The sequence below is a fragment of the Brevibacillus sp. NRS-1366 genome (assembly GCF_050467985.1).
The window spans coordinates 58567-77803 of the sequence record NZ_JBITPN010000042.1 but is presented as its reverse complement, the minus strand read 5'-3'; the positions used below and the strand labels follow the sequence as shown (position 1 = coordinate 77803).

Here is a 19237-nt window from a genome sequence, read left to right as displayed (position 1 = left end):
GCATATATCGACATGAATGCAACTAGTATCTGCAACTAGATAGGCACCTATCCCGACTCGATGACATACAATGCGCCATGAGAAGGTGTGTCAAGGAGGTTGGATTAGATGGAAGAAAAAGACCTACTCCAAGAACAATACGGTTTTCTCGTGCAGGGGTACCGTGCAACGGGAGCGAGTAAGGTTCTGGAGACAGACCAAGGCTTGTATTACATGTATGCTGTGCCTGCGGGATACAAATATAAGAACAAGTTTATCGAGCGCGTGCGAAATCATCTGAATCAGCAGCAAGACATCAGGATGCTCAAGCTGGTAAAGACCGTAGGCGGTCAAGAGCACATCATTTCTGATGAACAGCTTTACTACCTGTATCGCGGAGTGCGCGAAGGGGAAAAAGAAGACCCGCACTTGGCCTCCGGACAGTCGCTCGCACAATTTCACCAGGCGACGAAGTCATTTACTGGGGACAAATTATTCTTACCCTACAGTTCATTGGGCAACTGGCCTAGCATGTGGCGCAGAAAGTTGAGGCACTACAACGAGTACCGGGATGAGCTAGACGAAGCCGGCGCAGAACTGACATCGATGGATGAATTTTTGCTAACCTGCTATACGTATGTGCATCAGCTTGGTGAGATCGCCGTCCAGTACTTGCAAGCGTCCGGGTACGATAAAGTGGTGAAAGAGACGGCAGGACTTGGAAAAGTAGCCTACCAAAATTTTGATCAAGGGTATATGCTATGGAATGAGAAGGATGCGCGCTTAATCGCAGGGGAATGGAACTGGGTCCTCGATATGCGGGCTCGGGATATCGGACAATGGCTGAAGGCTGAGACCAAGCGTAACGGATGGAATGACGAATCCGCTGCCAGTTTTCTTGATGGCTATAACAGTGTCTCCCCGTTGCTCACGGGCGAGTATGCTGTTATATACGGACTCATGCTCTATCCAGGTCGATTCCTCAGGCTGGTGGAGTCCTATAAAGAGCTCCCTTTTGAAGAGCGGCTGGAGGTAAATGTCGAGGCATGGCAATCCCAGCTGGAAGACGAGCTTGCACATATGGAAGAGGGACTCCGTAAATACCCCCATCTGGTTGCAGAGCGTTATGGCGTATCCATTCCACAAATTGATTGGTTGTGGAGGCAAAAAGATGAAGAAGCCACAAGTATTCGTTACGAGGAAGCTGACGGATGAAGTGATTGCGATGCTGGAAACTGTGGCAAGTGTGGAACAGTGGACAGAAGAGTACCCGATTCCGCGCGAGCTGCTTCTGGATCGGGTAGAGCATGTAGATGCGGTGTTGACGATGTTGACTGAGCGAGTCGACGAGGAATTGTTGACCAAGGCAAAAAATTTGCGGATCGTAGCCAATATGGCTGTAGGTTATGACAATATTGATTTGGCTGCTTGCAAGCGGCATGGCGTAGTGGTGACCAATACTCCGGATGTGCTGACAGAGGCGACCGCAGATCTCGCGTTTGCCTTGTTGATGGCGACTGGGCGTCGAGTGACAGAGGCAAACCGTTTTTTGCTGAACGGGGAATGGACATCATGGAGTCCCATGCTTTTGGCAGGGCAAAATGTATATGGAGCAACACTGGGCATCATCGGGATGGGCAGGATCGGTGAGGCAGTAGCCAGACGAGCAAGAGGATTTGGCATGCGAATTCTTTATCACAACCGAAACCGCAAACACCAGGCGGAAGAAGAAACAGGTGCACTTTTGGTTGGGTTGGAAACATTATTGCAAGAGTCCGATTATGTTGTCCTGCTCACACCTCTTACAGATGAAACGAGACTTTTGATGGGGGATCGGGAATTCTCTCTAATGAAAGAGACTTCGGTCTTTATCAATGTTTCGCGGGGCGGCACTGTTGATGAGGCAGCGCTCTACCGGGCGTTGGTGGAGAAAAAGATATGGGCAGCGGGATTAGATGTATTCCAGATCGAGCCTGTCCCACCAGATAACCCGCTACTTTCCTTGCCTAATGTAGTAGCTTTACCGCATATTGGCAGCGCGACATTACAAACCCGTGTGGAAATGGCGAAGCTGGCTGCTGCAAACATCGTCGCGGTGCTTAGCGAGAAGGAGCCGCTTTCTGCGTTATGAGTGTGATTCTTTATGCACTGGCGGGACTTTTGCTGATTTGCTTGATTGCTGGCGCGGCAGTAGCTTTGCGAGTAACGTGGCGGCTGACTCATCCCGAGAGAAAGCCAGTTGATATGGACCCGAAAGATTTTGGGATCAATCATGTGCAATCAGTTCAATTCGAAAGTCGGGAAAAGCACATCTCCCTCGCCGGGTGGTACCTCTGTGCTGAACAAAATGGATGTAGTTCGAATGGCAAGCTGCTCATTTTTGCCCATGGGTACAGTCAGAACAGACTGGAGCCGCATCTGCCCGCCTTGTCTCTGGCTGCAAAGCTGCTGGATGCAGGCTTTGATGTATTCATGTTTGATTTTCGCAATGCTGGAGACTCCAGTGACTCATTAACTACAATAGGTCTTCGCGAACAGCAGGACCTTCTCGGAGCGATTGATTATGCCGCTAGCGTCCATCCCGAAAAGACGATTGGGCTGGTCGGCTTCTCTATGGGCGCCGCTACTGCGCTTTTGGTGGGAGGGGAGGACGCACGAATCCGGGCGATTGTGGCCGATTCTCCGTTTTACTCACTCCAGGAGTACCTGGAAGAAAATTTGCCGCAATGGACGGGCCTACCGCGCTTTCCGTTCAACTGGTTCATTATGACACTAAGCCCGATCTTACTTGGGGCCAATCCACGTCATGTGAAGCCGTACAAGGCCGTTAAGCTGGCGGAAAAGCCGATTTTTCTCATTCATGGAACAAATGACGCAACCATACCTACTGCAAACAGTGAACGGTTGTACAGCTTGGCAACAGACAGTCATTCTGCTCTGTGGCTGGTCCCGGATGCCGGGCATGTCCGCAGCTATGCATTGGTGCCTGATGAGTATGCGAGCAGGGTCATTGCTTTTTTGGAAAAAGGAATGCAAAAAAAGCAGCTACGGTGATTACCTCGTAGCTGCTTTCAAGTCGGGCCTGGTTTAGAATACTTGTTGTACTTCTTTGATGCCTGGAATTTCTTCAACCAGGGCACGCTCAATCCCTGCTTTCAGGGTAATAGTGGATGAAGGGCAGCTACCGCATGCACCCATCAGGCGCAGCTTCACGATACCTTCTTCTACATCGACAAGTTGCACGTCGCCACCATCACGTTGCAAGTAAGGGCGCAGTTTATCGAGAACTTCTTGTACTTGATCCATCAAATCCATGGTACATTCACTCCTTTCCAACCTCTCCTTTATTATAATCATAGACCGATGATAAATCCATGGCTTACATGCCCTGTTGACACTTTGATTTGTGAATATGCTCGATATGCACCCTGCATGGACTTTTTGTGATAGCTGCATGTTATAATGAAATAGCAAGTACTTCAACATAAGGAGTCGTATTTACGTGAATGTATTTCGCAATGTGAAAGAACTGATCGGCAATACGCCAATCGTCGAAATTACACAGTTTGAGCTTCCGGCAGGAGTCCGTTTGTTCGCCAAGCTGGAATATTTTAATCCAGGCGGCAGCGTCAAGGACAGACTGGGTATGGAATTGATCCGTGCTGCAGAGGAAAGCGGGCAACTGGGGCCAGGTGGAACCATTATCGAACCAACAGCAGGAAATACAGGGATTGGTGTTGCACTGGCCGCTGTAGGAACTGGCTATAAAGTCATTTTTTGCGTACCAGCCAAGTTTTCTGAGGAAAAGCAAGAGCTGATGCGTGCTCTCGGAGCAGAAGTAGTGAACACCCCAACCGAGCAAGGAATAAAAGGAGCAATCGCCAAAGCGCAGGAGCTTGCTGCGTCTATTCCGGGCTCTTTCGTACCACAACAATTTGCAAACCCGGCAAACCCGGACGCACACTATAAGACGACAGGACCGGAAATTTGGGAGCAAATGGATGGAGAGGTGCATGTATTTGTTGCAGGTGCTGGTTCCGGAGGCACTTTCATGGGCGTAGCCCGGTATTTAAAAGAGCAGAACCCAGCGGTCAAAACGGTGATTGTGGAACCAGAAGGCTCCATCTTGAACGGGGGAGAGTCCGGACCACACAAGACCGAAGGCATCGGTATGGAGTTTTTGCCACCGTTCATGGACACCCGTTATTTTGATTCGATTCATACGATCATGGACGTGAAGGCATTCGAGCTGGTCAAACAGCTTGCTGCCAAAGAGGGCCTTCTCGTTGGCAGCTCTGCCGGAGCAGCAATGGCAGCAGCACTTCGTGAAGCAAAAGAAGCAGCACCCGGAACAAACATTGTAACCCTGTTTGCTGACAGTAGTGAACGCTACCTGAGCAAAAAAATCTACCAAGGGGGAATTTAAAATGCGCATCAAAACACGATTGATCCATGGCGGTATTGATGGAGATCCACATACAGGAGCGGTATCCGTTCCAATTTATCAAGTGAGCACATACAAGCAGGAAGCGATTGGCGTCCACAAAGGCTTTGAATACTCCCGCACAGGGAACCCGACTCGCCATGCACTGGAGACATATATCGCCGAGATTGAGGGTGGCGCACGCGGCTTTGCTTTTGGCTCCGGTATGGCTGCGCTCTCCACCATTCTTTCCCTGTTTAACAAAGGGGATCATCTGGTTGTAGGTGATGACGTTTATGGCGGCACTTTCCGCGTCGTTACCCGCGTCTTTTCCCGGTTGGGTCTGGAAGCAACCTATGTAGATACCAGCAATCTGGAAGCGGTGGAAGCGGCGATCCGCCCGGAAACCAAGGCAATCATCATGGAAACACCGACTAACCCACTGCTGAAAGTGAGCGATATTGCTGCCCTGGCTGATATTGCCAAGGCAAAGAATGTGCTGCTGGTTGTAGACAATACGTTCATGACCCCGTACTGGCAAAATCCGCTTGATCTCGGAGCAGACATTGTTTTCCACAGCGCAACCAAATACTTGGGCGGTCACAGCGACGTCGTTGCAGGTCTGGTTGTGGCGAAAGATGCGCAAGTGGGCGAAGATCTGCATTTCGTACAAAACGCCATCGGCGGCGTTCTCGGACCACAAGATTCCTGGTTGCTTCTGCGCGGTATGAAAACACTGGGTATCCGCATGGAGGAGCACGAGCAAAATGCGCGTACACTGGCGAATTGGCTGTCAGAGCGAAGCGATATCAAGCGTGTTCTCTATCCCGGGTTGTCGAACCACACTGGTCATGAGTTAATCAAAAAGCAAGCCCGTGGATTCGGTGGAATGATTTCCTTTGACGTAGGCAGTGCTGAACGTGCAGATCAAGTCTTGTCAAAAGTGAAGTATTACACCCTGGCAGAATCATTGGGCGCTGTTGAGAGTCTGATCAGTGTACCTGCAAGAATGACGCATGCTTCCATCCCGGTTGAGCGTCGTGCAGAGCTGGGTATTACAGAAGGCTTGGTTCGTATTTCCGTTGGTATCGAGGATGTGCAGGATTTGATCGAGGATATGGAGCAAGCACTCTCTTAAAAGGCCGACGAAAAGAACCGAGAGGAGGGCGGATCGTGTGAGTGTGGAAATCAAAGTGTTTGGGACGGAGCAGTTGTGCGCAAGCTGCGTCAATCTACCGTCCGCCAAGGAAACCGCTGAGTGGCTGCAGGCTGCGCTCTCGCGTAAGTATGGAAGCGACAGCATCCGCATCACGTACAGCGACTTTCAACAGCCGCAGACAGACGATGACAAAAGCTGGGCCAACCGCATTATTGAGGAAGATCTGTGGTATCCGCTTGTCGTAATTTCCGGGGAAATTGTCGGTGAGGGGAATCCAAAGCTCAAAGATATTTATGGAAAACTGGAAAGCATGGGCCTACAACCGATTGCGGCACCAGTAGATAGCGAATAAACAGCATAGAACGGCTGACAAATGTTTATCCGAAGCGACCAGATGATTTTACGTCTGGTCATTTTTTTTGAGTTTGTGAAGCAATTTGTAAAACATGGAAATGACGGCGAAACTAAATGAGCTTCTTCCGCGTCTAAAGTAGCATCATGAAATAAAGGATGATTTGTAGTGAATAGAAAAATTGTATTTTCTGGTGTACTTGCATTCACTCTTGGTTTTTCGGCCCTCTTTGCTACATCCCCTGTTCCAAACATCGCGGAAGCAGCGGTCTCCAGCCCTCGCATCACATACAAACTTCCACCCAATCCGGAAAAATACTTGTTTTTAAACGTACAGATGGTCTCCATTTCCAACCCGCAGGTGGACGCTATGCAGCAAGGATACGATAAAGTGAATTATTTGCTGGATTTTGCTCCCGCAGGGGCGCATTGGAAAACGGAATATGACGATAAGGCCAAATTTTCAGCTTCAAAGAAAGGCTTTTTATGGAATGTCTATCACTTTATCGGGGTTCTCCCTCCCTACTTTCCGCCGAATGTGAATCTGAATGAACTGGACGAGCGCATTAAAAATGCGGAAGGCTATTCGAAAGAGGAGTTAGAGCTCAGGGAAACGAGAGCTAACATCCAAATGAATGCAAGATTGCAGCCGCTCATTGATGCCGGATACGTCAAGCCGGAAGAGATCGATGATGGCAAGGCAACCAAAGAATTCGTAGCGACCGTCCTCTATCGGATGTTCGGAGAAGCCCGGCCCTATCATGGAGGGATAGATCTGAAGGATTCGCAGGATACCGCTGTGCGCTGGGCTGTCGAAGTAGGACTGCCAGGATTTACGGTGGATAGTGCAGGGTATCTCTATCCGCAATCGCCGCTTGGCATGGACCCGGGTCCAAACGAATACGCGCAGGAGTATGCTTACGACCGCTTGTTTCAATATATCACGTTAATTCTACCCGGGAAAAAGACAGCTTCCGGATGGGAGTATTATCAGGTTAAGCTCTTGCCAGGTATGGTGCCCATGCAGGTGCGGGATGTGATACAGGTCAATGGCAAGACAGTAGACCCCTATTCCGATTATTCCGTGACTCAAACTACTGCTTACAAAAATGCGAGTAAACAAATCGTCCAGTACGTGGTCCCTCGTTTTCCCCAGATGCTCAATCAGGCAAGAAAGGACGCGTTAAAGCCTCGTGTATGGGACTGGAGCCGCGATCTGATCCATCATTCCAAATTTTCCAGAGAGATAGCAGCTTATCGCAAAAATAAAAGCAGCAAAAACGTGAACGCCGTCTATCAGGCTGTCAGAGGGTACTACAACCTGAGCATCCGGCAGGATTCGGCAGCCATTATCAAAAGTGTATTAGATAACGTCAAATAAACGGTTGTTACCCGTTTGTCCTTGATTCGTAAACCATTTGTAACGAAATAAATGAGACTTCGTCCTATAGTTGTGAATGTAGGCAAGAACAACTAGGGAGGAAAAAACAATGAACAAAAAATGGATGAAGCCAGCTACATTCTTACTGTTGGCAGGAGTAGTAGGAGTAACGGGATTAACTATAGCAAATACAAAAGTAGCTCACGCCGACTCTGAAAAAGGAAAGCCTTTCGCAGCTGCAGCGGAACTGAAGCTGGGCAAAAACACTTATGTGATTGATCAGAAAACGGCTGATATGAATGGCGATAAAGTGGATGACATCGTCTTTCTGGTTGGAGAGAAAGAAAAGGCAGATGACATCTATGCATCCCATATGAACATTGTTGTACAAGACGGCAAATCCAAAGCTTATAGCAAAACCGATATGAAAGAATTGGGAGGCTATGAGGGTGAGCTAACTCTCGCGGACTTCACGGGAGATCATGTTGCCGATGCATTTGTGAAAACAGCAACGGGAGGCAGCGGCGGCTTTTACAGTCATGTCATTGCTACTTTTGAAAATAATAAGCCAGCGGTCATTTTTGGTGAAAAGGAAAACGAAGGCATCCACTTTGAGGGCAAGTTTGTAGATGGCTTCAAGGTAGTGGGAAAAGGCTCCCAACTGGATAAACCGCTAACCATTGACGTGAGCGCGAATCAGGATGTGTACGTAGCAGCCAAGCTGTATGATATAGCGGGAAAACTGGTGAAAACCAATGAGGATGTATCCGTATTCTCGTATCCTTTCGGTGCATTGACGCCAATCGACATGGACGGAAACGGAACATATGAGCTCGTAGGGGAGCAGCGTATTGTGGGCATGAACAACGCAGATACGGTTTCCCATATCAACACCGTTTGGGGTTACCAAGGCGGGAGCAAATGGAATCCATGGGAAGTGGAATACTCCACATTTTTGGTGAAGCACCCAGGTGAAGCGATCAATACAATGATTGGCAAGTAGATCGATTAGCGTTTAATCGGTAGTCTCCTTTTTCTCACAAGTGGATGAAGAGGAGGCTATTTTCTTTCGATAGCAGGAATGTTCTATCGTCCGCGTCTTGCTCATATAGTTCTTTGGTACAGTCGTAACCAAAGGAGGACGAGCGGATGGAACAGCAACTGGCACGCTACTATGAGCTGAAAGAAATACAAAAACTAGTAGAAGAAGAATTGAACGTGCTGCGAAACGAGCTGATCGAATCCTACGCCGAGGCGGGAAGTGCGGAGGAAGGGGAATACAAGCTCTCGATCAGCTACCAGGAACGGCGTGAATTTAATGACGAACGATTGTATAATTCCTTGCCCGATCCATCTCTGTGGAGGCTCATGTCGCGGGCTGATACAGGAAAAATCGCCAGTCTGCTCAAGCTGAATGTCATTCACGAGCAGATGCTGACGGGCACATACGTACAGCGCAAAGTGCCTGTATTGCGTGTACAAAAATGCTAAAGCAAAAGCGAGAGTCCCTTTGTAGGAGGGAACTCTCTTTTTTTGCAGAAAGAGAGGGAAATTCCTTTGCACTTGGCTTCTTGACCAATCACAGAGCGAGCCCTAAAATATACTTAAGAAACAAAAATGTTTAATATCATTCGGAAGCAACCCATTCCATTATATTAAAGGAGATGTCTGTTATGAGTTCAACTGATCTGAGACAAAGCATTGCGGAAGCCTGCGAAAAATACGATAGCTTATATGCGCAATTAGTAAAGCCAATAAACAAACTGTTGATGGATGTTGACGCTTCCATATCGGAAGAAACTGCGAAACAAATCATTGATAACTTGCAGTTGTTCCACAGCGGGGATAAATACATTGCCGATTGCCATTTAGACGAGAGTGAAAGCTTCATGAGAGACGGACTTGAGCTTCTTAAAAAGGGTGACCTTTCCAATGGAGCTATACAAATGTTTGGAGCCGGTTTAAACTTTGCCAGCTACGCGATGAAAGTTGCTGGAAACAAGAACGTAAATAAACATAAACAATTAGACGAAGCCTTTCGGTTAATCATGAATTCCTTTAAATAAAAAGGGTTTCGCAACGCTGAACATGCAGTGGAACAATGGAATGAAGCACATTCTTACGTTCATTTTCTTTGATGAAAACAAGAACTGGGATCCATTCACCGCAATTCGGCTGCGAGTTGTGCAGAAGTCCAATGTACCCTGAGTATTACTAGGGTTTGCACGGTTATGAATACAATCTTTCGGATATCCGTTGAAGCACAAAGAACCGTTAGGGTGGTCCCTAACGGTTCTTTGTGTAAACAATAAGGAAGACGGGGGAGGAGTTAAAGCTGGCCTGGGAAAAGGGAGAAAAAAGCGAAGCTCTTTGGGGCCCAGCCGAGGTGGAATGAAAAAAGGGAAACACGGTCTTAAGCGTCCACCTCTGAGAAGTGTCATGGATCGGCTGCTTTGGACGCGGTTTCCCTTTTTTCATGGAACCGTGCAGGGATGACCCCTCGCAGGGGACTGGGGAAGCTGGAGCGTTTTCTCCCTTTTCCTCCTTCTCCGCCACAGTCTCACCGACCACTTCCCGCGTTTTTCTTAGCAGCCAAAAACGATGATGCTAAATATTTATTATATATTGACAATTCAGACTTTTGTTTCTAACATTAGCTTAAGGTTTAATTACAGACATATTAAAGAACAAATTTAGTGAAATGAATGGAATTTCACATCTATTTAATGGTTTTTTATTCCATTTTCTATGCGTTTGAATAATAACAGAATAATTAGAGACAGGTAGAAGGTGATTTGTTGAACATAACATTTGCAGTCATTGGACCCAAGCTGTTAGTAGATGACATCTGCGAAGTATTGGAGGAATTTCCGCATATTGAGCCGACCAAGCTCATCTATGACTCGGAAAAAAATGTACGTGAGCTGCTACAGGAAAGCATGGATGTCTTTGACGTTTATTTTTTCAGTGGAGATGTACCGTTCCTTCTCTCTCAAGATTTGATTCCACCTCATTCGTGCTCACTTTTCATACCCTTCGAAGGAACCGAGCTGTACAAAGTCATTATCCAAATTTATCGCCATTATCACTTCTTTCCGATCATCAGCTTTGACGGCATTCCAGCTAAACATTTGAAAGAATTTTTTGACGAAATTGAAGCGTCCAATGTGCAGTGGTACTCAAAAAATATGGATGGCTTTCAAAACTCGGAAGAATTGTATGAGCATCATCTGGCTTTATGGCAAGAGGGGAGTGTACAGGTCGTTGCAACGAGCATTCATTCCGTTTATCAACGGTTAAAAAGCAACCATGTGCCCGTTTTTTTCCTTAAAAGTACGAAACAGCTCATCCGCGACACGGTTAACAAGGCACTGTGGATGGCCAAAGAACAAAAAAATCAACTCGCGCAAATTACGGTGCTGCAGTTCAAGATTCAGCCAGCGGTAGACGGACAGCAAGGAAAGGACATCAGTACCATAGAGAAATATCAAAAGAAAATAAGCGAATTCAGCAAGCGATTGTTTGCCTCAACGACCAGTGACGATTCTGGCGGGTATACGCTGTACACGACCAGAGGGATCGTGGAAAAAGTGACCAAAGACTTCACGAGCTTTCCGGTATTAAAAAATGGTGCTGGAGAGCTGGGCATGATTAATTTGGGAATCGGCATGGGAGAAACGGTCGAGCGAGCCTTGTATAATGCCAATCGGGCTGTAGATTTTGCCGTTCGCAATCAAGGCAACAGCGCCTATCTCATCGACGATCAGATGAAAGTGCTTGGTCCGCTCGGGACGAGGAATACACTGAATTATTCTCTGATCGACGAGCAGCGGGGGGATTTCGTCTCGACGTCCATTCGCAAGCTGTTTTCCTGGCTCCAGCTCATCCAAAAGAACGAGGTGACGACACGGGAAATCAGTGTCGGCATGAATACGGGTGAAAGAAATGCCGCGAGAATGGTCCAAAAAATGAAGGAAAAGGGGATCGCTGAAGTAATAGGCAGCGAATCAATGAGCCAGAGAGGCAGACCGCGGCCCATTTACCGAATTGATTTGCACCGATTGTCTCAAGAAGTCAAGGTCAGGAACAATCCGTAAATCACGTAAAAGGAGGCTTCAGATGGCTGGTTATATCGTAAAACGGTTGTTTGCGAGTATTCTTACGATGTTTGTCCTCGTCACTATCACCTTTTTCCTGATGCACGCGGTACCCGGAGGCCCGTTTAGCCCGGCTGAGGAGAGGAAAGTCCCCAAAAGCGTACTGGAGAAAATGGAAGAGAAGTTCGGATTAAATGAGCCGTTGGGCGTGCAATACGTGAACTACTTGAAAAGCATCGCGCAGGGGGATCTGGGCTTCTCCTTCAAGCAGTCAGACATTACCGTGAACGAGTTGATCTCGCGCGGGTTTCCCGTATCGGCAAAAGTCGGTCTTGTAGCGATCATCATCGCTTTGATCGTCGGAATGCTGCTTGGGATTACTTCAGCTATCAAACGAGGGAAATGGGCCGATTGGGCATCGATGATTTTTGCCACTGTCGGTATATCCATTCCGAACTTCGTCTTGACGGTATTAATGCTGTTTTTGTTCGCAGTCGTATTGAAGCTGCTGCCTACATACGGATTGTCTAGCTGGAAGCATTACATTTTGCCCGTCATTGGGTTAGCCTTTGGTCCGATCGCGTATATCGCCAGGCTGATGAGGTCCAGCATGCTCGAAGTGATGCGCCAGGACTACATCCTGACGGCTAGAGCCAAAGGGGTTCCCGAGTATCGCGTTATTTTCAAGCATGCATTAAAAAATGCCATCATTCCGATCGTTACGTATTTGGGGCCGCTTGTGGCTGCGCTCTTGACCGGCAGCTTCATCGTGGAAAGAGTGTTCTCGATTCCGGGCATCGGCCGGGATTTCGTGACAGGCATCAGTGATCGCGATTATTCCGTCATCCTGGGATTGACCGTATTTCTCGGAATGTTCATCATCATTGCCAATTTTATCGTAGACATTGTTTATGCCGTGATCGATCGACGGGTAAAAATGGAGGAATAGGAGGTGGCCGGATGAATTACGCAGCAAAACAAAGCGAAGGAGCTGTTCCACCCTCTGACGTAAATCAGGCATGGACACAGCTCCCTGATGAAGACTTTGCCAGGCTGGATGAAACGACGAGACAGACAGAAACGATCTCTCGTCCGAGCAAATCATATTGGCAAGATGCGTGGAGCCGGTTCCGAAAAGATCCACTGGCGATGATTGGTTTGTTCGTGATCCTGGTCATTACGATTGCAGCGATACTGGGTCCGATGTTTTCGCAGTACACCTACGATGGACAGGATATTGCAAATCAAAATCAGGGTCCGTCGGCAGAGCATTGGTTTGGCACGGACAAATTCGGGCGCGACATTTTCGTCCGGGCGATGTATGGAGCCAGAATCAGCTTGACGATCGGGATAGCTGCGGCGGCGATCAATCTGGTGATCGGCGTGATCTACGGGGGAATTTCTGGGTACTTCGGCGGCAAGGTGGACATGGTGATGATGCGTATTGTCGATATTTTGATCGGCGTACCGGAGCTTTTGTACATTATCCTTCTCATGATGTTTTTGGGGAACACGATCGAAAGCATACTGATCGCCATGTCCCTCACCTATTGGATTGGGACTGCTCGAATGGTACGCTCCCAGGTCATTACGCTCAAGCATCAGGAGTACGTCCTGGCGGCGAGGGCAACAGGTTCGTCCAACATGAGAATCCTGTTTAAGCATCTCATTCCGAACAGTATGGGTCCCATTATTGTGACGGTCACGTTTTTGGTTCCTTCAGCGATATTCACGGAAGCTTTTCTCAGCTTTTTAGGGATCGGCATACAGGTGCCGATGGCTAGCTGGGGCACGCTCGTGAATGATGCGATTCCTACCTTGTTTACTCAGCCCTATCAGATGCTGTTCCCGGCTATCGCTATCAGTATGACTATGTTTGCGTTGAACTTCATTGGCGATGGACTGCGTGATGCTTTGGATCCGAGGTTAAAGAAATGAAGGCGGTGTTAACGTGAAATTACTCCAGGTACAGAATCTGAGAACGACGTTTCATATAGATGCGGGGCAAGTGCAGGCTGTCAGAGGCATTACCTTTCACGTGAATAAGGGAGAATCGATCGGGATCGTAGGAGAGTCGGGCTCGGGCAAAAGCGTGTCCATGCTGTCTTTGTTGAAGCTCCTTCCCGACAATGCGAGGCTTGCGGCGGACAGCATCCAGTTCGATGGAACCGAGCTGATCCACACTGACCAAAAGGCAATGAGGAAAATACTGGGGAAGGACATTGGCATGATTTTTCAGGATCCGATGACATCCTTAAACCCGCTCTTTACCATCGGCGAGCAAATCATAGAGCCGCTGCGCATCCATCAAAAGCTGTCAAAGGAAGAGGCTCGTAATAAAGCAATGGAAATTTTGCGCATGGTCGAAATTCCCAGTCCAGAGAGCAGGCTGAAACAGTATCCCCATGAATTTTCCGGTGGGATGAGACAGCGGGTCATGATTGCGATTGCCTTGTCCTGTTCACCCAAGCTGTTGATTGCCGATGAACCGACGACTGCACTGGATGTGACCATTCAGGCACAGATTCTGGACCTGATGCGCGATCTCAAAAACAAGCTGAACGTCTCGATTGTCATGATTACGCATGATCTCGGTGTGATCGCCAATATGTGCAACCGGATCGTCGTCATGTACGGCGGAACTATCGTCGAGCAGGGAACGACCAGAGAAATCTTTTATGAACCCAAGCATCCCTATACGTGGGGTCTACTCAGATCCATCCCGCAGTTTTCAGAGGGGGAAAAGAAGAAGCTCATTTCCATTCCGGGCAGCCCTCCCGATTTGCTCCGTCCTCCGACAGGCTGTGCGTTTACCGCGCGATGTCCGCACGCCATGAAAGTCTGCGAAAAGCTTCCACCGCAGCAGATTTCGCTGTCTGAGACCCACCAGGCTGCGTGCTGGCTCATGCATCCGAAGGCTCAGCCTCACGCGAAAGAGGTGATCAGCTGATGGGGAAAGCTGCGAAGCGATTGGTCGAGGTCCGAAATTTGAAGAAGTATTTTGAAGTGCAGAAAAGCTTTCTCGGTCGCAGTTCGATGCTAGTAAAAGCGGTTGACGATGTCAGCTTTTCCATCTGCAAAGGGGAAACGTTTGGCTTGGTAGGGGAGTCCGGGTGCGGGAAGACAACAATTGGCCGAACCCTGTTAAAGCTATACGAGCCGACAGCCGGAGATATTTTGTACGACGGACAGTCAATCAGTCGCCTGAACCACAAAGAGATGCTGCCCTACCGCAAAAAAATGCAGATGATCTTTCAAGACCCATTCGCATCGCTTGACCCACGTATGACGATCGCAGAGATCATCGGCGATCCGCTGGTGGTACATAATCTCTATCAAAGCAAAGATCGAACGGATCGGATCAAGGAGCTGATCGAGCTGGTAGGACTGAAAGCGGACCATCTCAATCGCTACCCGCATGAATTTTCCGGCGGACAGCGTCAGCGGATCGGAATCGCCCGGGCATTGGCCGTCGAGCCGGAATTCATCGTCTGCGATGAGCCGATATCTGCACTGGATGTGTCGATTCAAGCGCAAGTGGTGAATATGCTCGAGGAGCTCCAGGAACGTTTTGGACTGACCTATCTGTTTGTTTCTCATGACTTGTCGATGGTCAGACACATCTCCCACAAGGTTGGAGTCATGTACTTGGGGAGCCTGGTGGAGTACGCAGAAGTAAATGAGCTCTATACGAATATGCAGCATCCGTATACACGAGCCTTGCTGTCTGCGGTGCCGATCGCCGATCCGGATACTGCGGAGAGAAGCGAGCGAATCCAGCTCCAGGGAGATGTGCCAAGCCCGATGAATCCTCCGAGCGGATGTGCATTTCGGACGAGATGCTCGTATGCGATGAGCAGGTGCGCAGAGGAAAAGCCAGGCCTTCGGGATATTGGAAATGGACACGTCGTTGCTTGCCACCTGATTGAGTAAGGAATGGTTGTACTCCATTCACGAGGATATGAATGCTGTTTCCTTTGAGACAGCTCATATAACAATAAAAAATATGGGGGGACCAGTATGAAAAAAAGGATGGGCTTGGTTCTGGCAGCGCTCTTGGCGATCACATCCGTCACTGCCGGTTGCAGCAGCTCGGGCACGACGACACAGGGCGGGCAAAACCAGCAAAATGCACCAAAAACAGAAGGGGAAAAGCCGGCAGCAGAGCAAAAGATCATTTATGCATTAAGCCAGGAACCGGAGCAAATGGATCCGACGCTGAACGTGTACGCGCGTTCCTCCATTGTGCTGCAAAACTTGTTTAGAGGCCTTTATAAAATTGATGAATCAGGGAAGAAGCCAATTCCTTCTTTAGCTGAGTCATATGAACTGGATTCGACAGGAACCAAATACACATTCAAGATCAACAAAAACGCCAAGTGGTCCGATGGTAAGCAAGTGACAGCCCAAGATTTTGAGTATTCCTGGAAGCGCGTGCTGAACCCCGAGGTTGCTTCAGGGGCAGCATTCTACCTGTATTACCTGAAAAATGGCAAGGCGTACAACGAGAAAAAAGCAAGTGCGGAAGACGTAGGCGTAAAAGCTGTAGACGATACGACCCTCGAGGTGACGCTGGAAAATCCAACACCGTATTTCCTGGAGCTATTGTGCGTTACCGCCTATTATCCCGTACGCAAAGAGGCGGTAGAAAAAGAAGGCTGGACGAAATCGCCTGAGACCTATTTGACGACAGGGCCATTCATGCTGACTGAATTGAAACCAAAAGAAAAATATGTGCTGAAGAAAAATCCGAACTACCTGGAAGCAGACAAAGTGAAGCTGGAGACGCTGGAAATTGTATTCATCGAGTCCAATGAGGCGGAGCTGGCGGCATACACCAACGATGAAATTCAAGTCTCCGACAACATCAGCCCTGAAGGTATGAAGCAGTATCAGAATACACCGGATTTCTATTCGATTCCGCGGATTGGCATGCAGTACTTTGATTTCAATGCGTCCAAGAAGCCTTTTGACGATGCCAAGGTTCGCAAGGCATTCAGCATCTCCATCAACCGTGAACAGATCATCAAGAGCATTGTCCAATCCGTAGAGAAGCCTGCGTTCGGGATGGTGCCTTACGGTATACCAGATGGGGTGCAAAAGGACAAGGAATACCGCGATGTAGTTGGAAACCTGTTTACCGAAAACGTAGACGAGGCGAAAAAGCTGCTGGCCGAAGCAGGCTACCCGGACGGAAAAGGAATACCTGAGATCACGATGATCGTCATGGCGAGCCAGACGGAAAAAGACATCGCGCAAGCCTTGCAAAGCATGTGGAAACAAAATCTTGGCGTAGACGTAAATATTAAGACATTTGAATCGAAAGTATATTGGGATGAAATTGAGAACGGCGACTTTAACATCGCTTCCGATGGCTGGACTGGGGACTATCCGGACCCAATGACCAACCTCGACATTTTTGAAGGCGCAAACACAGCCGATGACATGCGTTGGAACAGCGCAGAATACGATCGACTGCTGGAAGAGAACCGCAAAATTTCCGATCAGGCCAAACGGATGGAAAACTTTGCGAAGGCAGAGAAAATCTTGGCGGACGAGATGCCTTTGATGCCGATTCGCTTCTTCGAAGATCAGTTCCTGGCGAAGCCAAATGTCAAAGGTGTTCTGAAAAACTACATCGGCCATACCATTTTTGAGTATGCACATGTAGAGTAATCCATGAGAAAGAGGACGGGGCCTGAAAGCTCCAGCTTTTCGGCCCTGCCTCGTGAGGGAGAGTCAGCATGAAACCAATCATTGGCGTGACCACATTTTTGTCGGAGTCTTCGAAGTACAGTACGGTAAGCCGTAATTACACGGATTCGATTTATGCCGCAGGAGGCTTGCCGGTCAGTATTCCCATTGTTGCGGGTGAAACGAACTACAGCGAATACATAGACATGGTAGACGGCATTCTTTTTACAGGCGGAAACGACATCGCTCCCTATTTCTATGGCGAAAATCCCGTCAAGGAATTGCATTCGATGTCCTCGATCCGGGACGAGTATGAATTCTCGCTTTTCAAAAGCGCCTACGAGAAGAACATGCCGATCTTTGGCATCTGCCGCGGCATTCAATTGATCAATGTCGCACTGAAGGGAAGTCTCTATCAGGACATTTACAGTCAATGTCCGGGGACTCTGGGGCATTCTCCCGAACAAACCGCATCAGATGAATTTTATCATTCCGTAAAGATCAGCCGGGACACGAAGCTCTATGATATCTTTGGAGAAGAGCGAATCTTCACGAATTCCTTTCATCATCAGTCTGTCAAAGGGCTCGGGAAAAATCTGATCGCGACAGCTCATTCCGAGGATGGGATCATAGAGGCAATCGAGAGCACAGAAGACCGATTCCTGCTCGGTGTTCAGTGGCATCCAGAGTGCATGACCAAGCGGCATCCGATGTTCCTGAAGCTGTTTAGCACGTTTGTTCAGGCGTCGAGTACATACAAGCAAAGGGAGGTAGTTTTATGAAATTGTTTATCAGCGCAGATTTGGAAGGGGTAGCCGGCATCGTAAACTGGAGCGAAGCCGACATTGAAAAATCATTTAGCAAGTATTTTACTGAGCAAATGACAAAAGAAGTGAATGCTGCCTGCGAAGCCGCGATTGCAGCAGGTGCCGGAGAAATTTTGGTCAAGGATGCTCATAGCACAGCGAGAAATCTGGATCCGTCAAAGCTTCCCGAGCAAGTGAAAATTTTGCGAGGCTGGACACGAGATCCGTACTCGATGATGGCAGGGCTGGACGCGAGCTTTGATGGGGTCTTCTTTATTGGCTATCATTCAGCGGCAGGGGCAAACGGAAACCCGCTGGCGCACACGATGAACATGCAAAATGAGTATGTGAAGATCAACGGAGAAATCGCCAGTGAAATGCTGATCAACGCCTATACTGCCGCATCCATGGGAGTTCCTGTACTGCTTGCTACTGGTGACAAGATGATTTGTGAGGAAGCGTTGAAAATCAATCCAAACATCAAGACAGTCCCCGTGAGTGAAGGGATCGGCAATGCATCCATCTCGATTCACCCTAACGCAGCGCTCAAAAAGATCAAGGAACAGGTGCAGGCTGTTTTAGCGGATGACCTATCCAAATACAGGATTGAGCTGCCCGAATCTTTCCACGTAGAAATTGCTTTCCGTGAGCACTATATGGCGTATCGCGGCTCCTTCTATCCAGGTGCCAAACAAACCGGTGCCAAAACGGTTGGATATGAAACGAATGATTACATGGAAGTGCTTCGGTTCTTGTTTTTTGTATTATGATCAGCAGCCTAGCCCGCTAAGCATAAATAGGAAAAGGCTTATTCCAGCGCGATGATTTGCAGGAATAAGCCTTTCATCTATGAATACTTATCGAAATCATCTGACGATAGGGGGTGCTTTTCCTTCCGCCCAATCGAGAATAAATGCCGCCTGACCGGGATTGAGCGGGTGCGGGAGGCTGTCTCTGGTAAAAAAGCGATGTTCAGAGCTCTCCAGACCCTCCTGCTTAACTTCGCCATGATAGGACGCTACCCGAAAAATAATCTGCACGCTAAATATTTGATCCCCGTTTGGATATTCACGTAGACCGATCTCCCCGGAGTATATGCCAAACAACTCTGGTCCCTCGATGACCAGATCCGTTTCCTCCTGTACCTCCCGATGCAGAGTCTCCATAAATGTCTCGCCAATCTCCATCAGTCCACCAGGCAAACACCAATTGTTCTGATCCTTGCGTCTTTGGAGCAGAATACGTCCTTGCTCGTCCTCGATGATAGCTCCGCAGCCTACAGTAATCAATCTTTCATGGCCGATCATCCGGCGCATCGTTTGAATATAATCATTCACTTGGAAAAAT

20 protein-coding genes are annotated in these 19237 nt (G+C 48.4%); 18 read left to right on the top strand and 2 right to left on the bottom strand.

Features of this window, described 5'->3' with window-relative positions:
- Positions 1-108 precede the first annotated feature (108 nt).
- From ACIFQN_RS27285 to ACIFQN_RS27275, 3 genes are read left to right on the top strand one after another with little or no spacing between them, the layout of a single operon-like run.
- The gene (locus ACIFQN_RS27285) at positions 109-1194 is read left to right on the top strand and encodes a hypothetical protein (protein ID WP_429836184.1); all 1086 of its coding nucleotides are present in this window, start codon (positions 109-111) and stop codon (positions 1192-1194) included.
- Complete coding sequence (locus ACIFQN_RS27280; RefSeq protein ID WP_429836183.1) at positions 1151-2110, top strand: 2-hydroxyacid dehydrogenase; 960 nt, start codon at positions 1151-1153, stop codon at positions 2108-2110. The genes ACIFQN_RS27285 and ACIFQN_RS27280 overlap by 44 nt, the downstream gene beginning before the upstream one ends.
- Complete coding sequence (locus ACIFQN_RS27275; protein ID WP_429836182.1) at positions 2107-3033, top strand: alpha/beta hydrolase; 927 nt, start codon at positions 2107-2109, stop codon at positions 3031-3033. The genes ACIFQN_RS27280 and ACIFQN_RS27275 overlap by 4 nt, the downstream gene beginning before the upstream one ends.
- A 33-nt stretch (positions 3034-3066) precedes the next feature.
- Here the strand turns inward: ACIFQN_RS27275 and ACIFQN_RS27270 are convergent, their stop codons facing one another.
- Complete coding sequence (locus ACIFQN_RS27270; RefSeq protein ID WP_429836181.1) at positions 3067-3336, bottom strand: NifU family protein; 270 nt, start codon at positions 3334-3336, stop codon at positions 3067-3069.
- 145 nt (positions 3337-3481) lie between these two features.
- On the opposite strand from ACIFQN_RS27270, the gene cysK reads away from it, so the two are divergent.
- The 15 genes from cysK (at position 3482) to ACIFQN_RS27195 (ending at position 18660) form a co-directional block, all read left to right on the top strand.
- Positions 3482-4405 carry a cysteine synthase A gene (gene cysK / locus ACIFQN_RS27265; RefSeq protein WP_429836180.1) on the top strand — a complete coding sequence of 308 codons (924 nt, stop codon included), beginning with the start codon at positions 3482-3484 and terminating at the stop codon, positions 4403-4405.
- Between the two features lies 1 nt (position 4406).
- Positions 4407-5540, top strand: a complete 1134-nt coding sequence (locus ACIFQN_RS27260) for a bifunctional cystathionine gamma-lyase/homocysteine desulfhydrase (RefSeq protein ID WP_429836179.1) — start codon at positions 4407-4409, stop codon at positions 5538-5540.
- A gap of 37 nt (positions 5541-5577) precedes the next feature.
- The gene (locus ACIFQN_RS27255) at positions 5578-5913 is read left to right on the top strand and encodes a YuzD family protein (protein ID WP_429836178.1); all 336 of its coding nucleotides are present in this window, start codon (positions 5578-5580) and stop codon (positions 5911-5913) included.
- A gap of 168 nt (positions 5914-6081) precedes the next feature.
- Positions 6082-7293 (top strand): hypothetical protein, encoded by a 1212-nt coding sequence (locus ACIFQN_RS27250; RefSeq protein WP_429836177.1) that lies wholly within the window; start codon positions 6082-6084, stop codon positions 7291-7293.
- A gap of 109 nt (positions 7294-7402) precedes the next feature.
- Positions 7403-8296, top strand: coding sequence for a hypothetical protein (locus ACIFQN_RS27245; protein ID WP_429836176.1), 894 nt, complete (start codon positions 7403-7405; stop codon positions 8294-8296).
- A 146-nt stretch (positions 8297-8442) separates the two neighbouring features.
- The gene (locus ACIFQN_RS27240) at positions 8443-8784 is read left to right on the top strand and encodes a hypothetical protein (protein WP_429836175.1); all 342 of its coding nucleotides are present in this window, start codon (positions 8443-8445) and stop codon (positions 8782-8784) included.
- 182 nt (positions 8785-8966) lie between these two features.
- Positions 8967-9359: a hypothetical protein gene (locus ACIFQN_RS27235; RefSeq protein WP_429836174.1), complete on the top strand. Its 393-nt coding sequence runs from the start codon at positions 8967-8969 to the stop codon at positions 9357-9359.
- Between the two features lie 732 nt (positions 9360-10091).
- On the top strand, positions 10092-11390 hold the full coding sequence (locus ACIFQN_RS27230) for a hypothetical protein (RefSeq protein WP_429836173.1): 1299 nt from the start codon (positions 10092-10094) through the stop codon (positions 11388-11390).
- A 22-nt stretch (positions 11391-11412) separates the two neighbouring features.
- A complete protein-coding gene (locus ACIFQN_RS27225; protein WP_429836172.1) occupies positions 11413-12339 on the top strand; it encodes an ABC transporter permease in 927 nt (308 codons plus the stop codon).
- A gap of 11 nt (positions 12340-12350) precedes the next feature.
- Positions 12351-13328 carry an ABC transporter permease gene (locus ACIFQN_RS27220; protein ID WP_429836171.1) on the top strand — a complete coding sequence of 326 codons (978 nt, stop codon included), beginning with the start codon at positions 12351-12353 and terminating at the stop codon, positions 13326-13328.
- A 13-nt stretch (positions 13329-13341) separates the two neighbouring features.
- Entirely contained in the window at positions 13342-14340 is a 999-nt protein-coding gene (locus tag ACIFQN_RS27215) for an ABC transporter ATP-binding protein (protein ID WP_429836170.1), read from the top strand.
- On the top strand, positions 14340-15323 hold the full coding sequence (locus tag ACIFQN_RS27210; protein WP_429836169.1) for an ABC transporter ATP-binding protein: 984 nt from the start codon (positions 14340-14342) through the stop codon (positions 15321-15323). Before ACIFQN_RS27215 ends, ACIFQN_RS27210 begins: the two co-directional genes overlap by 1 nt.
- A gap of 87 nt (positions 15324-15410) precedes the next feature.
- Positions 15411-17066, top strand: coding sequence for a peptide ABC transporter substrate-binding protein (locus ACIFQN_RS27205; RefSeq protein WP_429836168.1), 1656 nt, complete (start codon positions 15411-15413; stop codon positions 17064-17066).
- Positions 17067-17134: 68 nt separating this feature from the next.
- Entirely contained in the window at positions 17135-17866 is a 732-nt protein-coding gene (locus ACIFQN_RS27200) for a gamma-glutamyl-gamma-aminobutyrate hydrolase family protein (protein ID WP_429836167.1), read from the top strand.
- Positions 17863-18660, top strand: a complete 798-nt coding sequence (locus ACIFQN_RS27195; RefSeq protein ID WP_429836166.1) for a M55 family metallopeptidase — start codon at positions 17863-17865, stop codon at positions 18658-18660. Before ACIFQN_RS27200 ends, ACIFQN_RS27195 begins: the two co-directional genes overlap by 4 nt.
- Before the next feature lie 96 nt (positions 18661-18756).
- Here the strand turns inward: ACIFQN_RS27195 and ACIFQN_RS27190 are convergent, their stop codons facing one another.
- On the bottom strand, positions 18757-19227 hold the full coding sequence (locus tag ACIFQN_RS27190) for an NUDIX hydrolase (protein WP_429836165.1): 471 nt from the start codon (positions 19225-19227) through the stop codon (positions 18757-18759).
- Positions 19228-19237: the final 10 nt, after the last annotated feature.

Coding starts and splice junctions, on each gene's coding strand:
- ACIFQN_RS27285 (WP_429836184.1), top strand. CDS start 109: ATGGAAGAAAAAGACCTACTCCAAGAACAATACGGTTTTCTCGTGCAG.
- ACIFQN_RS27280 (WP_429836183.1), top strand. CDS start 1,151: ATGAAGAAGCCACAAGTATTCGTTACGAGGAAGCTGACGGATGAAGTG.
- ACIFQN_RS27275 (WP_429836182.1), top strand. CDS start 2,107: ATGAGTGTGATTCTTTATGCACTGGCGGGACTTTTGCTGATTTGCTTG.
- ACIFQN_RS27270 (WP_429836181.1), bottom strand. CDS start 3,336: ATGATTATAATAAAGGAGAGGTTGGAAAGGAGTGAATGTACCATGGAT.
- ACIFQN_RS27260 (WP_429836179.1), top strand. CDS start 4,407: ATGCGCATCAAAACACGATTGATCCATGGCGGTATTGATGGAGATCCA.
- ACIFQN_RS27245 (WP_429836176.1), top strand. CDS start 7,403: ATGAACAAAAAATGGATGAAGCCAGCTACATTCTTACTGTTGGCAGGA.
- ACIFQN_RS27240 (WP_429836175.1), top strand. CDS start 8,443: ATGGAACAGCAACTGGCACGCTACTATGAGCTGAAAGAAATACAAAAA.
- ACIFQN_RS27235 (WP_429836174.1), top strand. CDS start 8,967: ATGAGTTCAACTGATCTGAGACAAAGCATTGCGGAAGCCTGCGAAAAA.
- ACIFQN_RS27225 (WP_429836172.1), top strand. CDS start 11,413: ATGGCTGGTTATATCGTAAAACGGTTGTTTGCGAGTATTCTTACGATG.
- ACIFQN_RS27220 (WP_429836171.1), top strand. CDS start 12,351: ATGAATTACGCAGCAAAACAAAGCGAAGGAGCTGTTCCACCCTCTGAC.
- ACIFQN_RS27210 (WP_429836169.1), top strand. CDS start 14,340: ATGGGGAAAGCTGCGAAGCGATTGGTCGAGGTCCGAAATTTGAAGAAG.
- ACIFQN_RS27205 (WP_429836168.1), top strand. CDS start 15,411: ATGAAAAAAAGGATGGGCTTGGTTCTGGCAGCGCTCTTGGCGATCACA.
- ACIFQN_RS27200 (WP_429836167.1), top strand. CDS start 17,135: ATGAAACCAATCATTGGCGTGACCACATTTTTGTCGGAGTCTTCGAAG.
- ACIFQN_RS27195 (WP_429836166.1), top strand. CDS start 17,863: ATGAAATTGTTTATCAGCGCAGATTTGGAAGGGGTAGCCGGCATCGTA.